The organism is Pseudomonas sp. MYb60 (genome assembly GCF_002979555.1).
Taxonomy (GTDB): Bacteria; Pseudomonadota; Gammaproteobacteria; order Pseudomonadales; family Pseudomonadaceae; genus Aquipseudomonas.
Window position 1 is genome coordinate 63292 of record NZ_PCOZ01000009.1, and the last position, 15035, is coordinate 78326.

A 15035-nucleotide genomic window follows, 5' to 3' on the forward strand; every position below is an offset into this window, starting at 1 on the left:
CGCTTGGCTACGCGACAGGCGTGGAACAAGTGCCTTTGTCCATCACGGACGGTAAGTAACCCTTCAACAAAAAGGATTTTATATGTCATCTATTTCAGATCCCGACCTGCATGCCCTTCAAGGCCACTGGGAACAAATCTCGCTTGAGGACAGTGGCGTCCTCAATCCGATTGATGCTCACAGCGCACCCGGTGCAATCACCACGATTTCCGGTGACCAGTTCGAGGTTAAAACCGTGAGCGGCGAGGTGTTGCTGGCAGGCCGTTTTGTCCTGGACAGCAGCACCGCCCCCAAGAGCATCACCTGGGTCGATGCCATGGGAGAGGACGCCGGCAAGCACTTGCCCGCCAGCTATCGGCTTGATGGCGATGCGTTTGTGTTCATCGCCGCGGATGAACGTATGCCCAGGCCCCTCCACTTCAAGACGGGCCCAGGTCAAACCATGCGCACTTTCGTCCGACGAGGCTGATCTGCCTGTCATCCGAATCGGCGACACCATTTTCACAAAGCCTTCACTTTCAGGTCTATAGGGTGAAGCCTACCTACTCCAGTGAATCCCTTAGCCCGCCTCTCCTCGCGGGCTTTTTTTTGCCCGCCGCCCGGAGGTCCTGGCGAAACTTAACCGCGTGCCTGCAGGTCACTTACGCAATGGGTGTTCAGCCGTTGAACGCTTGCCTTCGAAGACCGCACCGTGGCCAGACACTCCGACCTGCGCAATACCCTTTCCCTGGACAGTCTGAACTTCTTTCTGGCGGACGTACGCGACGGGCTTGGACCGTATCTCGCGATTTATCTGCTTGCCGTGCACCAGTGGGACCCCGCCAGTATCGGCGTGGTCATGACCCTTGCCGGCATTGCCGCGTTGGTGACCCAAGGCCCGGCCGGTGCGCTGATTGATCGCACCCGCAGCAAGCGCGCAGTGGTCGCAATCGCGGCGCTGCTGGTGACGGCCAGTTGCGTGCTGCTGCCGTGGGTCAGCTCCTTCAGCCTGGTGGCCTTGACTCAGGCGGCCAGTGCCGTTGCGGCATCGGTGTTTGCCCCGGCGATTTCTGCCATCTCCCTGGGCATCACCGGCCCGCGTGCGTTCACCCGCCGTACCGGGCGCAATGAAACCTTCAACCACGCCGGCAATGCGACCGCAGCATTGCTGGCAGGCGGCCTCGCGTATCTGTTCGGACCCGTGGTGGTGTTCTACCTGATGGCCTTCATGGCCGTGGCCAGTGTGGTCGCGGTCAGCTGCGTCTCGGCCGACGCCATTGACCATGACGTCGCCCGCGGCTTCGACCCTGCCCACGCCACCGAGCACGAGCAACCGTCCGGCTTGCGCGTGCTGCTGGCCAATCGCCCCCTGCTGCTGTTCGCCATCTGCTGCGCGCTGTTCCACCTGGCCAACGCCGCGATGCTGCCACTGGTGAGCCAGAAGCTCTCGCAGATCAACCTGCACTTGGCCACGCCGCTGACCTCGGCATGCATCGTCGCGGCGCAATTGGTGATGGTGCCGATGGCTTGGCTGGTGGGTATCAAGGCTGACATCTGGGGGCGTAAGCCGCTGTTGTTGCTGGGTTTCACGATCCTGCCGCTACGGGGCGTGCTGTACACGCTGTCCAGCGACCCCTACTGGCTGGTCGCCGTACAAATGCTCGACGGCATCGGCGCCGGGGTCTTCGGCGCACTGTTCCCGGTAATCGTCAAGGACCTGACCCAAGGCACCGGGCGCTTCAACGTCAGCCTGGGCGCGCTGTCCACCGTGTTTGGCCTGGGGGCGGCGCTGAGCAGCAGCCTGGCGGGTTTCGTGGTGCAACAGGCGGGCTACAACGCTGCGTTCCTGACATTGGCGGGTGTTGCGACCGCGGCATTGGTGTTGTTGTGGCTGGCGATGCCGGAGACATTGATGAAAGAGGCTCCGGAGCACCGTACCGCGGTTGCCGAAACGACCGCCCCCACCTGAACAACACGCTCAAGCACTCTTGCGCATCCCCCCGAGAATCGGATGCGTGGCCTTGCACAGGAGGTATGACCGCCACTGCTTGAACGCTTGCTGCTGCCTGGCAAATGCGGCCTGCCACGCCTCTCCGCCGACCAGTTCGATGGGAATGGACATCATCAATTCAGTCGCAACATCGAGCTCGTCGACGAGCTCGCGGCCATTGGGCATTTCAAGAATTAGGGATCGCATATCAGCCTACTTATTGTGGTGACTCATCGACCCGTGCGGTTCTCGAATAGTGCTTTGACTCCGACGAACGGTATCAAACGCGATACATCAACGACGTCCCCCTCATTACCGGGATCTTCCGGTTTCCCAAGGGGGCGAACGTTTCGACACCGAGGTTGCCTCTTCTGAAGGGGGCACTTGAACGCACCTGCGCCCGGGCAAGCCCTGATCACAGGGGTCTATTGAAAAGGGGGGCTTTCCAAACCATCGACGCCTGCCATACAACTGTCGCCTCACATATGCGACAATGCGCGCCAAATTCCAACAGACATCCCCCATTTTCTGCTCAGCGACCGGGTTTCGCGCCTCGATGTCGCTGTTGATGCATGCCTGAAGGCTCCTGCCGCCATGCTCGCAACCCATTGATAGGTAAAGTAATTGATCTCCACAGCTAACATCACCATGCGGTCTGAAACGCATACTGGTGATTAGCGGTGATCAGCGTTTATTGGGCGAAGTCGTCGTGAGTCATCACTCGTAAAGCACCGAAATGCACCCGTTGGTCCCAGAAGTGGTCCCAACGGGGGGATTTTGGGCCATGCCGGAGATGCATAACCCCTCCCTCGGCGTCCTGCCGACGAATACAAGCCACCAATAACCCCAACTCGTGAGATAAGTCCGTATGGCCGCTTCCGACCAGAAGCGCTCGAACACATTTAAGAAATCCAGGGGTTCAGGTTCTACCCTGCGTTTTGGACGCAAATGCTTGGGGTCAATTACTACAATTGAATCACTGCGAGATTAAAGGGGCATCTACTAGCAAAATTGATTTCACCCAACTTTAGGGGGGAAGTCAGAGGTGGAGGCGGTTAAATTGCAATTTATCACTCCTTTAAACAGCCACGTTCTAGGCGAGAATGGCCCCAGAGCGAAAATGGCGTTAGCATTCCGCCTCACTTGGCTTAAACAGCCTGTTTTTCAGATCAGGGTCGCATCGTGGAAAAGCTAAAACGCCTCCAAAGTGGAATTGAAGGGCTCGACGCTCTGCTCAAGGGAGGGCTGGTCGCGGGCGCCTCATACATAATTCAGGGGCGGCCAGGGTCTGGCAAGACGATCCTAGCCAACCAACTTGGGTTCCATCATGCGAACAATGGAGGTCGGGTTCTAGTCGCCACACTGCTGGCCGAGTCACACGACCGTCTTTTTCAGTTTCTTTCCACTCTGAGCTTTTTCGACTCATCCAAAGTAGGCGCTGAAATTCAGTTTGTCAGCGCGTTCGACACTCTGGAAAACGAAGGATTGGACGAGGTGGTGAAACTGCTTCGGCGAGAGATAAGCCGTCAGAAAGCCACAGTGATGGTGGTAGACGGCTTGCTCAATGCTCGCTCAAAAGCCGACTCGCACATTGACACTAAGAAATTCATTTCTGAGCTGCAAGGGCACGCTGCTTTCGCTGGTTGCACAGTGCTTTTTCTCACCAGCTCCCGTCTCGACGACGGCAGCCCTGAGCACACCATGGTTGATGGCGTTATTGAAATGGGCGAAGAGTTATTTGGTACTCGCTCGGTACGTCGTATTCAACTGCGTAAAACTCGCGGCAGTGGAGCGATGACTGGGCTTCACGAGTGCGAGATCACCGATAACGGATTGGTGGTTTACCCTCGACTCGAAAGCCTTTACAGCCACCCGTCCGCCCCAGATAGCGCCGACATGACGCGCATTCCGAGTGGCATTGGCTCACTGGACGGCATGTTGGGTGGGGGCCTATACAGTTCCAGTGTATCTCTGGTCATGGGCCCCTCCGGCATAGGTAAAACGACTCTCGGTCTCAAGTTTCTTGCCGAGTCGACGGTGGATGCTCCAGGACTGCATTTTGGCTTTTACGAGAGTCCACAACGGTTGCGACTCAAAGGCCAATCATTGGGCATCGATATCAAAGGTATGGAGGACAGCAGCGCCCTGAGCATTGCATGGCAGCCGACTACCGAAGGCTTGCTGGATGGGTTAGGCGCACGACTGCTGAGTATCGTTGAAGAAAAGGGCATCAAGCGACTGTTCATCGATAGCCTTAGCGGTATGACCCGAGTCTCGACAAATCCCGCACGGATTACTGACTTCTTTAGTGCACTGATGAACGAGCTGCGAGCCAGGGGCGTAACTGTCTTTGCCTCCTGGGAAATGCGCGATCTGTTTGGCTCCGAGGTCAGCGCTCCGAACTCTGATCTGTCTAGCATCGTGGACAACCTAATGCTGATGCGGTTTTCTGAGAATCACTCTGAACTAAGCCGGACGCTATCCATTCTTAAAGTAAGAGACAGCTCTTACGATCCCTCACGATTTGAGGTCGTCATCCGCGATCATGATGTTTTCCTGAAAAAGGCTTCAAGACATGAACCATCAGTCCCCACTGAGACATTGCCCGGTTCAAGATCCTAAGCCTTTGTGCGGATTGAATTAACATGACCACCATCCTAGTCGTCGACGACGAGTATTTGATCGCTGACATCCTCGGCTTCGCGCTGGAGGATGAGGGGTTCATGGTGGTAACCGCCAGCAATGGTCGAAAGGGGCTCGAGGTGCTCGAAAGGGAAAGGCCTTCCTTAATCATTACTGACTTTATGATGCCGGTCATGGACGGCCTTGAATTCGCGACGGCTGTACGAGCACTTCCTTCCGCTAACGATTTGCCGATCATCTTGATGAGCGGTGCCCAGGCGCACATCGGTATGCAGAGATCGGATCTGTTTGATGCCGTGTTGGCAAAGCCATTTAATATCGATTTAATCATCGCCGAGGTTAGAAATCTCTTAGGTTCGGAGTAGCTTGTAGCAGCTCGAGGCAATGTGAGTAGCCGTGGGTTTCGTACACGTTCTTGATGTCCGCTTTCGGCCGAAAGCAGACACTCATGACCTTGGAATGGGCTCCCAATCGCCAACTGCTAGGCTGTTCACTACACCAGAGGAATGCCGATGCCCAACTCAGACCTGATCCCTACGCTGCTCTCCAAGCTCTACGACAACCAACTCGCACTCGAAGCTTCCATCATGGAATTATCGAACTGGGTTGAACAACGTGGTTCTTCCGACGTGGCTGAAAATATTCGAGGTGCCTTGCACACCATTGATGAGAACGAAGAATTTATCAAGCTGACGCTAGCGGTCCTCATGGCGCCGGAATAATCGCTATTTGTAGGCAATCGATTACAGCAGATCCAGCGTCGTGATGTAGCTCTGGCTTCTTATTCGGATAGAAACGCGCAACTTCTTGCAAGAACTGTCTTGCTCGCAACGTTTCTTAGGCGCTGGCATCATTAGGTGTCAACGGTCTTACTGATCAGGTTTTGGGTATCTACCTGTTGACGGAGCCTTGAGCTATGTCCGAAACCATGGGCCGAAACTTACAAAGCAGGTACCTTTAACTGAAAAACCACATCACAAAGATCACGGCAGTGACCCAGCTGAGGGTGAGCAGAAATGAAAGACCTGCAAGCCGCTTATCCATGTTACCCCATTCAGAGATTCACCAATCGCAATACGAACTCCAGAGGCAAGAGTAGTTCACTAGGACCAGCTCGCGATTTCCAAGGTCAACGCTAGGCCTGACCGAATTGCAATATCTGCATCAATTGCCCAACGACTGGTAGCTTCGCTCGCATGCTAGTCCAGCTATTCGGGCTCGGTCATACGCAGCTGCCAGTTCTCCCGCTCTTTTGTCAGCCCGCTGGAACAGTTCGGATAGCACCATTGCGGCGCGGGTGGCTGACGCGCCTCGCTGGGCAGCTCCGGGATCGACGCAGGCAGTGGCGGCAAGCTTGCCGGCTTCGACGTGCAACCGCTCGCCAGCAACGTCAGCGGCACCAGCATCCACAGCTGCAGCCTTGTTCTGTTCTCGCGCATCACTTGCTTCCTTGTTCACGGCCGCTTGGCGGCGCTGTTCTTCTTGGCGAGCCACGTCGCCGGCATTCTTTAGGGCAATCGCCTGGTCCAGCTCGATCTGGAGCAGTTGCTTTCCGTAGCGCCAATCCTGCACGCACCAGGTGCCGCCCGCCGAAAGCGCCATGGCCAGCAGGAACGCAGCGAGGATCTGCCCGGACGTCAAGACATCACCCCGCCCGCCAGCCGATACTGTCTGAGCAGATCTTCTAGACGGTGTTCGCGTTGTCCATATCCAGCACCTGGCAGGCTCGCCCAGATGTTCCTGCACTTCGAGATAGCAGTCTCGATCCGGCCGGCGACTACGTCTGGCAGTGCCCGGCATTCGCGAATGTGCTGGATAGCCAGCAGGTCCTGACTGATCGGGCTGAAGTCCGGTAGTTTGAGAAAGGCCTTGTAGTAAGGCCAATCCTTCAGCATTTGCTGATACCGGCCAGATGCATTCGACTTCAGGCCTTTACTGTTGATGATCTTCGACGGGCGTCCTTGGGCGAACGGGTGGTCGGTGAAGCCCTTGAACACCTCAGGCTTGCGGTCGATTCCGGTGACGATAACGTCGTAGCCATCCAGGGCCGTGGCCGGTGACGTGCTGGTTCCCTCAGCCCAAGCGAGCATATCGAGGAAGGCCAATACATTGCGCCCACCGGCGAGCGATTCAGAAAGTCGAGACATCACTTTTCTCCAGACAAAAAAATACCCGCTCAGGGCGGGTTGCGGTGTAAAGCGACTTTCAGCTGGGCTGGATCGGCCGCTTGTTCATGTCAGGGAAGTTGGGGTTGTCCGTCGTCCACTTGCGCAACTCAATTCGATAGGCTCGCCATTGCACAGCTGTGCCAGGTTGAGCACCTGGGTCATCATCTTCGAGCATCAACAACTGCTCCGCGATCCGCCCCATCTCCGCTTCACGCCATTCGTCTTCGATTGGAATCAGCTTGCCATTGATGGTTTCCAAGGTTATCGCCCAGGTTCCGTCCTCCTGAGCGGTATAGTCCGTTGAGTCTGGCCGCTGATATTTCATTTCTAACCAGCCCTCGTCTGGGCCTTTATCTGTTTCGTCAGTTTCGCAATAAGGCGTCCCAACGACCCCGTAGAATCTCATCATAATGGCAGCCTCGTTTTTGTCACTTTGACGCGGCAAGGCATCGTTCCGACCGCAGAGTTTGTTGTAGACCCGTGCGACCCGCCAGTAACAGCGGAAAGCCCAAACATCGTGCCGCTCTGACATACTTGAGTGACGATGTCGCCATTGTTTGTTTGCGATGCAAAAGTACCGAGAGCGGTCGACCCTGAGCCGATATTTCCCGCATAACCAGTTGTACCCCACGTATTGTTATAGAAAATCTGGGCCTCACAGATAACTTGGAATCCAGGGTAGGGGTTCGACACTATGTATCGTGCGCCCGCAGCAACGTTTGCTGGGGTTGCCGCACTTCCCCCGTTCGGATAAACAAATGTCGTTGCAATAAGGCTGTCGACAGATTGAATTTGCGCGCCTTGCGTAGCGACCGCCGTGGCCAGCGCAGGAACATCCACAGTGCCAGCGTTAACGGCGGTCTTGGCTGCAACAATGCACCAGATACCGGTGGTGCTTGCAGACCGCGTTTCCGTCCCGGTGCGCGGTACGCCGTTAACCCCGTCATTAACCGCCTTACTTGAGCGCTTGTACCCGTTGGTCACCGCTGTGTTGCCAGCCCCGTATTCGGAGGTTCCGGTCCCGTCCACCTCGGAGGCGGGAACTTTACCGAATGAATCTTGAGCTGCCGCGCCTGGAAATGCGTGAAAAGGTACGGCCACCCTGAATCCTTGCATTTGGTCAGCCTGATGCAGTCCCGGCGTTCCTGCGGAGTTTTTGCCGTCACCCCGGAAAACCATCGCCGCGATGGTCAGTCCGTCCGGATGCTTGCCGTTATCGTCCGGCAGGCGAAAGTCAGTTGACCCGTTACCCGAAGACGGCAAACCTCGACTGGTGTAAGGCGCTGCAAGCCATACGGCATCGGTCACGCAGAAGGGTTGAAGCAGTGCCCAAAGCTCAGGATAGAGCGCACGACCGTTGGTTACGATCTGGCCATCCAAAGCGAGCTGTCCGCCAGGGATCGTTGCGCGACTGAACTTCCACTGAGTCATCGCGCCGACCGGCAAACCACCACCGACCTCACCGTAGGTCCCATCTCCTTTAAGGAATTTATCGCGGTCTGCGATACCTGGCGCAGGCACAAGTCCCTTCTTTCCTGCAGCCGTTGCAGTGGCTCCAACCACTGGCGACAAGCCCAGCCTGATTTTGTCAAAACCGTCTGAGCTCAGAGCCAGTAGCGAGGTAATGTCGTTGTTATCGCCCTTGTCCGCCTTCCCAATCGTTACCTGCTCAGCCTGGGCAGCAGACTGCTCTGCTGCTTCAGCAGAGGCCGCCGCCGCCTGCTCTGACTGGACAATCGAATCCCTGGCATCCTCAGATCGATCAGCTGCCGTACCGGAAACTTGAGCGGAGGATTGGCTTTGTTCCGCCGCGAGTTGTGCGGCATTTTTGTTTTCAGTCGACACGCCAGCCGCGGACGTGGCTATACCAGCCTGCTCCGTAGCTCCAGCCTTCGATTGCGCGGCCGACTGGGCTGCTTCGGTAGCCGTTGCGACCTGCTGCTCCATGTCGGCAACGCCGCTCGCTATCACCTGCGTGGCGGCGCGAAGCGCATCAGCCGACTCCTTGACGTATCCCTGCATAGGCGCGAGGGCATAGGTGCCAGAAGCGTCAGCCGCTCCCTGATAACCGGGTGAAATCGACAGCGCTGTGTTACTGGCAATGTTTGTGACTTCGTACCAGCCACCATCGGGCCCACGAAAAGCATCGCCGACACGAGAGTTGGCGATGAAGGATGTTCCCGTGCCGATCACAGCATTGCTGCCAGGCGTGACACTTACCGTTCCGACCTTGTACCAGCTCATAGAGCGCCCCTAGGAAATAGGTTTAGCGAAAACAATAGGAATGTAAAAGTTAACTGAGTTATTCACGCCGATAATGTAGGGCTCAAGCCGGTTATTTCCGTAATTCCAAACAACGTATAGTTTTGCCGCTCTGCTTGAGTTACCTCCGACGTCCATACCCACATTATTTATCATCATGTAATCACCAGTATCCAACGGCGAGTACGCAGTCCAGTTAGATCTGGTTGTTCCCTGCCCAGTGTTGCTTGACCCGATGTAAGTCCAACCCGTAATCGTTCTGGTAAACTGGGCACATGGAGTACCGCTATCGAAAAGAAGATTTCCGGCTGCCCCCCAAAGTCGGAGACCATACGTTGCCAGCTCACGCGACTTGAAAGCAGCGCAAAAGTAATTACCAGCGCCCGCAGAGTTGAAAGAGAACCCCGTCCAGTTCCCCGGCCCTCCGCTGATGGTTGTGTACTGAAACGTAGTCGTCGAGTCAGGTCGCACGAACACCAGCGGAGGTTCAACGGTCGTGATAGGGGGAGAAAACGACGCCCCGCCTGAATACCTTCCCTGCTGCAGAACAACTAGGCGTGAGAACTCAGAGTCGAGAGTGACAACATCGTTGTTATTTACGAACTCAAGTCCGAATGCCATTTACCTATCCTTCATAACCAGCAGCCGCTGGGGACCCAGGCCGTTGATGGCGTCGAACGGTGCGGACCTATTGCCGAACCAAACTGTTACACCACCGTTGTAAACTGAAGGCTCGTACTGGATCGCATAGTTATTCTGTGCATTTGGATCTTGAGGGTATGCACCAATGGGAATGCAAATTGCTGAATGCGTTGCCGGAGTAATTCCCGGAATGGAAATATTGATGTATCTATTCCCGCCCGTGATAAATGCAACTACGCCGGAATAAATGATCCGGACCGTGAACGAGTTTTCATCCAGTTCCAACTTCCCTGTTGGCCCCCATATCCTCATGCCAAAGCTCATGCCGTCAGATCTCCAAGCTGGACCCGCTTCACGTTGTTTTCGTCGTAGACTTTGATCGCCCGGTTCGTCATCGTCAGGCGTCCACCCCCAGGTGCTGGGCCGTTGAACTCCAGATTTCCAGCCTTATCCAGGCGCCACCCTTGAATGCCGGCGACGTAGTCGTCGGATTGCAGGGCCTGCCCGATCTTGAGCATGGTGATGCTGCCGTCCTGGATGAACGCGGCGCGCATGAAGACCTGGCCGCCCTCAACCGTGAACGGCGTAAACGTCTGCCCGCCGGCGAGCGTGCTGACAACCGAGAAGCGATCAGCGCTCACCAGGAACTGGCTTTGGATGATGCCCTCCTCGTTTTCCTCAATGCCCAGGCCAATGCCGGCGGTGACCAACTGACCGTCTGCGTTGACCTGCATCTTCACCGAGTACATGGTTGATAGCTTGCCGTCGGTGTCGGCCTGGGCTTGACTCACGACCTGGACAGCCGCCGAGGTTTCGCCGACCTCAACGCTGACCTGCTGGATAGCCCGCGCCGTTGCCTCGCGATCAGAGACGACAACGCTTTCCAACTCGCTCACAGAGCCGCTGACATCGCCCACCTCAGCGGACAGTTCGGTCTGCCTCTGCACCATCGCCGCGTTCTGCGTGGCGCGCGTCTTCACCTCCTGTGCGAAGCTGGCCGAAGCGTTGTAGCCCTGCAGCGCGTCAGCCAGGTCGCCCTCGCCGGTATCGTCCCGATAAGCCGATTGAAGGGCTTGAAGGCTCGACGCATTGGCCGTGACCACGCCGTCCAGTTCGGTGATGCTGGTAGTGTTGATCTCCACCTGCCGCGCCAATCCGTTGGCTGTAACCAGCACCTGGCCCACATCCACCCAATAAGCGGCGTTCGGCGGCGACGTATCGACTGGCACCAGTTGGGTAGCCTGGTAGATCCGCTTGCCGACCACCACGAGGTCACCCTCGAGGTAGACGGCCTCTGGGTCGTAGGCTGACAGCCCGTCGAGCGCATCGATCTGCGCCTGCAGGCCCGGGATCTTGTCGATCTCGTCGTTGATTTCGTCGCCCAGCTCACTGCGGCCAATCTGACCCGCGATCAACTCCAGCACCGGCGCCGCATCGGCGCTTGCCATGCCCATCACCCCGTTGCCGAGCGGATAGAACGGACCGATGTTGCCGGTGCGGTCGACCAGCCGAGCCCAGAAGAAGAACTGCGCGCCGGCCTTTAGGGCCTGCATGCTGTAGTCCGCCTGCGGGTGCGCCAGGTCGGCGAGCTTGGTGGCTACCGACAAATCATTGGCAGCGCCATACCAAAGCTCGGTGCGCTGGGTATCCTCGGCGCCGGCCGGGAACCCCCAACGAATTCCGATCCCAAACAGTTCGCTGGTGGTAGACAGGAATGCTACCGCCGGCGGCAAACCGACCTTCCCTTCCAGATTGGTCAGGTTGGAGCTTTTCCAGATCGAAGAAATCTCAAACGCACTGACCGAACGCACCCGGGCCAGGTACGCACCCGAATAAATCCCCGCAACGTCAACGCTTGTCGCGCCAGTGCGCTGCAGCTTGATCCAGTTGCCGCTATCCTTGCGCCATTCAACGTCATACGCGACCGCGCCATTCACGGCGGGCCACGAGATGTTCATGGTGCTGATCGCCAGACCCTGATCCACGGAATAGTTCAACGTGATATCGACGCTCGCCGGTGCGGGTACCACGGTGATCGGAACAACACTGATAGGCCGCTCCTCCAGGCGGGCACCGGTGTCGATGTGATCGAACTTGCTCGGGTCGTATTGGACGGCCGAGATTTCAAACACGCCAGGCTCAGGCCGTGCCACGCTCACCACGCGATAAAGCGGGATTGCCAGGTCATCGGCGTCCAACGCCCAAACTAGTTCGCGCTCAGGCGGCACCGAGTAGGCAACAGTCACTGCGACCTGCCGGCCGCTGACCAGTTGCACAGTGCGGCCCTCGCACTTGCCGTCGGGCAGGTTGAGGATCAGCCGATCGCCGGGCTTGGCCTGGGTGTCGCGGTCCAGGGTGATGACTTTGCCGTTCACTGCCGAGATGCGTCCGCCCACCGGCCGGCCCGCCAGCAGTTCGTCTGCGATTGGGATCACGTAGCCCGGGAGAGGGATGCGGCCATCGAGGCCGACCTTAAAGTTGACAGCCCGGTCCTTCGAGTTCGTAAGCAGCGCCCACTTGCCGCGGCGCTGAGCCTCGGATTCGCGGGTGCAGCCGATTGCGCTGATTTCCAACGGGTTGTCACCGTAGCGCCGCTGCAGCTTGGCATCGGTCGCAGCAGTAACATCGGTGTCGTAATTGTTCAGTGGGTTGTCGTAGCTAACCAGTGCCCGGCTGTAGCGCGTGCGCTCCGATGCGCTCGAATAGGTGAACTTGCCGTCGATGACGTTCGCCCGCGTGTACGCGAAGTCGAAGTCGGTAGCGCGCGGCATATCCGAAAGCGTAAATACTTGGCCTTGAGCCCAGTAGGTCATGCCGCGGTAAATCGCCGAGATATCGCGCAGCAGCGACCAGGCATCCGCTTTGCTCTGCAGGTTCAAGCTGCAGAGGAAGCGCGGTTCCATGCCGCCTTTGCCGTTCGGAACCAGTTGGTCGCAGTACTGAGAGATTCGGTACAGCTCCCACTTGTCCACCATCCACGGCTTGATGCGACGGCCCAAGCCGAAACGGTCGTTCGTGGTGACGCCGTAAGTATGCCAAACGGGGTTGTCGGTCCAGGCCTCTTTGAACGTGCCGTCCCAGACTCCCGTATAGGTGCGCGACCTGGTGTCGTAATTGCTCGGCACCTGCCATTTCCGACCATCACATTCGATCGTGACTGCCGGGATACTGCGGAACTGCTCGGCAGAAAACTCGATGTAAAGCAGCGCGGTGTTCGGGTATCGGATCTTGGCGTCGATCACCTCGGTGAAGCCAGCAATCTGCATGGTGTCGGAGATCTTGTTGTTGTTCTGGTTTGCAGTCAGTCGAGTGATGCGCAGCAGCCACCCGGTTGTCGCGTGCGGCAGATTGATACGGCGAGTTCGCTCGTAAAGGCTGGTGGTCTTGCCGGACACGGCCTCGTTCAAAACCTCTTGGTACGTACCCCCATCCGTAGCGAGCTCGACTTTGTACCCGATCGTGTAACCGTTGATGTTGCCGCCGGAGTCCACCGATTGGAGCGCAGGCCAGGCAAAGCGCACACGGACAGCTGAGAGCTGCGTGTTGGTGATCGCACGAACCCATGGCGTGCCGCTGCGCAGCTCGGTGCTAATGGTTGTTTCGTTCTCGATCGATGGAATGCCCTGGATATAGGACTGGTCCACAGCCCCGCTGCGCCACTCCCATTTCACGTTCGGGAAGTTCATGTTCCCCTGCGGGTCTTGCAGCGGCGTGTTGTCGAGAAAGATGTCCTTGGCGGTAGGAGCACCGTCAAACTCGCCCTCACCCACAGCAATAAGCATTTTCGCAATGGCGACGGAGCGGAGGCTGTCTGGTGCCTCGGTTGGGGTTTTAGGCTTCTCGGAACCGCCCTTGGCGCCGTAAACATCGATCTTGCGTGCTGCGCCCATGCTTTTCTCCAGGCATAAAAAAACCGCCTATAAGGCAGCTTCAGTTTTTCGGGTGTTGGCTACATCTGGTCTTCGGCGTAAATAGCGGCACTGATGATCGCGCCACCCCAGCGCCGGCGGCCGGCACACAGCGACACAGGATTGCCGGAGGCCGTGGTGTTCTTGGCGCTGCCGAAGGCGTAGCCGGGCGTATTTTCTGGCGCCGCGCTGGTCTTGAGGCCGCCGGCCTGGGGGCTGAGCATTTGAATTACACCGCCGGCGACGAGGCCAATTCCCGCACCTATGAGCGGGGTGCCGAAAGGTGTTGCAGAGAAAATAACACCCACGACAATCAAGATCGCACCGACGATGGTTTGAAGAACACCGCCGCGCTTGCTGCCTACGACCACCGGCGCGATGCGGATGTCTCCGGCACCGTTGTAGCTCAGCTCTTTCTCTCCGATGTTGCGCTTATCGCGAAACACCGCGAACTCAAGGCCGCGCGACTTGGCATTCGAAAGAAACTGCTCGAATCCAGGGATCTGCACGCATAGTGCTTTGATCGCCTCCGCCGGCGATTTCACCGCGAGCCGGAAGGACTTTCCGAACTGTCGGAGTTGCCCGTGCAGGCGAATCGTCGTCATGGGTTGGTAGTTGATCGCTGATGCCTGCATCACTTTCTCCGGGGCAATAAAAAACCGCCCGTAGGCGGCTTCAAGATTTATTTGATTCAGTTGTAATCGACATAAGGCCCTATGTAGAACCCAGCCATGTCGCCGCTGATACGGTACAGGCTTTCCTTGCCTGGCTGCACCGTTGCTGCGATGGTCCGAATTGCAGCGCCCGCGCACAAGCCAGAGCCAGCCAGGCCTGCGCCGAGATTGGGCGACCCCGGTGGAAGGTAGAATGTGGCGCGCTGACCAGTCCCGATTTTTGCAGCCCTGCGGCCATCGACATAAACAACGATGTCGCAGCCAGAACCAACCGCGCCGGAGTCGCGCACCACGGTGATTTTTCCGCTCTCGCCAACTGGTTTAGTCTGGAAGGCATAGACCTCGTCCGACGGGACTGGCTTCGCATCCCGCACCGAGATCGCCGATGAGGCACACCCCGCCAGCATCGCCACCGCTACCGCCGCTATCAAAATCCGCATGCCTGCTCCTAAAAAATTGATCCGCCGAAAGTGAAGAACTTGAACGATATTTTATCGTCACCCGCATCTCTCATTTCAAAGCGAATTCTGTCGAGCCCATTATCTACTCGAGAGGCTTCAAGGCGCATGAACTGGGTCAGACCACCACCGAATCCGTTCAGCTCAAGAGCGCTGACATCATGAAAAATTAGCGACACCGCATCCAAACCTAACTCATTGTCAGACAGCACCAACTCCAAATCGTATTTGAAGTCGTTGAATTTGATGTCGATTGCCATAACACAGTTCTGCTCTCGCAGCAGATCGTTCAGACGATCAAGTCTATCCAT

General features: G+C 57.3%; 14 protein-coding genes and 1 pseudogene. 5 read left to right on the forward strand and 10 right to left on the reverse strand.

Going from position 1 to position 15035, the window contains the following annotated elements:
- Positions 1-82 precede the first annotated feature (82 nt).
- Positions 83-469, forward strand: a complete 387-nt coding sequence (locus CQ041_RS17015; protein WP_105523555.1) for a TIGR03067 domain-containing protein — start codon at positions 83-85, stop codon at positions 467-469.
- Between the two features lie 222 nt (positions 470-691).
- Complete coding sequence (locus CQ041_RS17020) at positions 692-1948, forward strand: MFS transporter (protein ID WP_105523557.1); 1257 nt, start codon at positions 692-694, stop codon at positions 1946-1948.
- Positions 1949-1957: 9 nt separating this feature from the next.
- Here CQ041_RS17020 and CQ041_RS17025 read toward each other — a convergent pair whose 3' ends face one another.
- Positions 1958-2176, reverse strand: a complete 219-nt coding sequence (locus CQ041_RS17025) for a hypothetical protein (RefSeq protein ID WP_105523558.1) — start codon at positions 2174-2176, stop codon at positions 1958-1960.
- 972 nt (positions 2177-3148) lie between these two features.
- On the opposite strand from CQ041_RS17025, the gene CQ041_RS17030 reads away from it, so the two are divergent.
- From CQ041_RS17030 to CQ041_RS17040, 3 genes are all read left to right on the forward strand, one after another.
- Positions 3149-4591 (forward strand): ATPase domain-containing protein, encoded by a 1443-nt coding sequence (locus tag CQ041_RS17030; RefSeq protein WP_177429395.1) that lies wholly within the window; start codon positions 3149-3151, stop codon positions 4589-4591.
- A gap of 23 nt (positions 4592-4614) precedes the next feature.
- Positions 4615-4977: a response regulator gene (locus tag CQ041_RS17035; RefSeq protein WP_105523560.1), complete on the forward strand. Its 363-nt coding sequence runs from the start codon at positions 4615-4617 to the stop codon at positions 4975-4977.
- 147 nt (positions 4978-5124) lie between these two features.
- Positions 5125-5334 carry a hypothetical protein gene (locus CQ041_RS17040; RefSeq protein WP_105523561.1) on the forward strand — a complete coding sequence of 70 codons (210 nt, stop codon included), beginning with the start codon at positions 5125-5127 and terminating at the stop codon, positions 5332-5334.
- A gap of 442 nt (positions 5335-5776) precedes the next feature.
- Here the strand turns inward: CQ041_RS17040 and CQ041_RS17045 are convergent, their stop codons facing one another.
- From CQ041_RS17045 to CQ041_RS17090, 9 genes and pseudogenes are all read right to left on the reverse strand, one after another.
- Positions 5777-6253: a DUF2514 family protein gene (locus CQ041_RS17045; protein WP_256586808.1), complete on the reverse strand. Its 477-nt coding sequence runs from the start codon at positions 6251-6253 to the stop codon at positions 5777-5779.
- Complete coding sequence (locus CQ041_RS17050; protein ID WP_105523562.1) at positions 6250-6759, reverse strand: glycoside hydrolase family 104 protein; 510 nt, start codon at positions 6757-6759, stop codon at positions 6250-6252. The genes CQ041_RS17045 and CQ041_RS17050 overlap by 4 nt, the downstream gene beginning before the upstream one ends.
- 58 nt (positions 6760-6817) lie before the next feature.
- Entirely contained in the window at positions 6818-7189 is a 372-nt protein-coding gene (locus CQ041_RS17055; RefSeq protein WP_105523563.1) for a hypothetical protein, read from the reverse strand.
- A 1567-nt stretch (positions 7190-8756) separates the two neighbouring features.
- Positions 8757-9024: pseudogene (locus CQ041_RS26845) on the reverse strand (hypothetical protein); the annotation flags it as partial.
- A gap of 639 nt (positions 9025-9663) precedes the next feature.
- Entirely contained in the window at positions 9664-10008 is a 345-nt protein-coding gene (locus tag CQ041_RS17070) for a hypothetical protein (RefSeq protein WP_105523565.1), read from the reverse strand.
- Positions 10005-13574, reverse strand: coding sequence for a host specificity protein J (locus tag CQ041_RS17075; RefSeq protein ID WP_105523566.1), 3570 nt, complete (start codon positions 13572-13574; stop codon positions 10005-10007). The genes CQ041_RS17070 and CQ041_RS17075 overlap by 4 nt, the downstream gene beginning before the upstream one ends.
- A gap of 59 nt (positions 13575-13633) precedes the next feature.
- Entirely contained in the window at positions 13634-14227 is a 594-nt protein-coding gene (locus CQ041_RS17080; RefSeq protein ID WP_105523567.1) for a tail assembly protein, read from the reverse strand.
- A gap of 56 nt (positions 14228-14283) precedes the next feature.
- Positions 14284-14706: a hypothetical protein gene (locus tag CQ041_RS17085; protein ID WP_105523568.1), complete on the reverse strand. Its 423-nt coding sequence runs from the start codon at positions 14704-14706 to the stop codon at positions 14284-14286.
- An 8-nt stretch (positions 14707-14714) separates the two neighbouring features.
- Positions 14715-15035, reverse strand: a complete 321-nt coding sequence (locus tag CQ041_RS17090; protein ID WP_105523569.1) for a hypothetical protein — start codon at positions 15033-15035, stop codon at positions 14715-14717.

Coding starts and splice junctions, on each gene's coding strand:
- CQ041_RS17080 (WP_105523567.1), bottom strand. CDS start 14,227: ATGCAGGCATCAGCGATCAACTACCAACCCATGACGACGATTCGCCTG.
- CQ041_RS17025 (WP_105523558.1), bottom strand. CDS start 2,176: ATGCGATCCCTAATTCTTGAAATGCCCAATGGCCGCGAGCTCGTCGAC.
- CQ041_RS17070 (WP_105523565.1), bottom strand. CDS start 10,008: ATGAGCTTTGGCATGAGGATATGGGGGCCAACAGGGAAGTTGGAACTG.
- CQ041_RS17035 (WP_105523560.1), top strand. CDS start 4,615: ATGACCACCATCCTAGTCGTCGACGACGAGTATTTGATCGCTGACATC.
- CQ041_RS17090 (WP_105523569.1), bottom strand. CDS start 15,035: ATGGATAGACTTGATCGTCTGAACGATCTGCTGCGAGAGCAGAACTGT.
- CQ041_RS17085 (WP_105523568.1), bottom strand. CDS start 14,706: ATGCGGATTTTGATAGCGGCGGTAGCGGTGGCGATGCTGGCGGGGTGT.
- CQ041_RS17040 (WP_105523561.1), top strand. CDS start 5,125: ATGCCCAACTCAGACCTGATCCCTACGCTGCTCTCCAAGCTCTACGAC.
- CQ041_RS17050 (WP_105523562.1), bottom strand. CDS start 6,759: ATGTCTCGACTTTCTGAATCGCTCGCCGGTGGGCGCAATGTATTGGCC.
- CQ041_RS17055 (WP_105523563.1), bottom strand. CDS start 7,189: ATGATGAGATTCTACGGGGTCGTTGGGACGCCTTATTGCGAAACTGAC.
- CQ041_RS17075 (WP_105523566.1), bottom strand. CDS start 13,574: ATGGGCGCAGCACGCAAGATCGATGTTTACGGCGCCAAGGGCGGTTCC.
- CQ041_RS17015 (WP_105523555.1), top strand. CDS start 83: ATGTCATCTATTTCAGATCCCGACCTGCATGCCCTTCAAGGCCACTGG.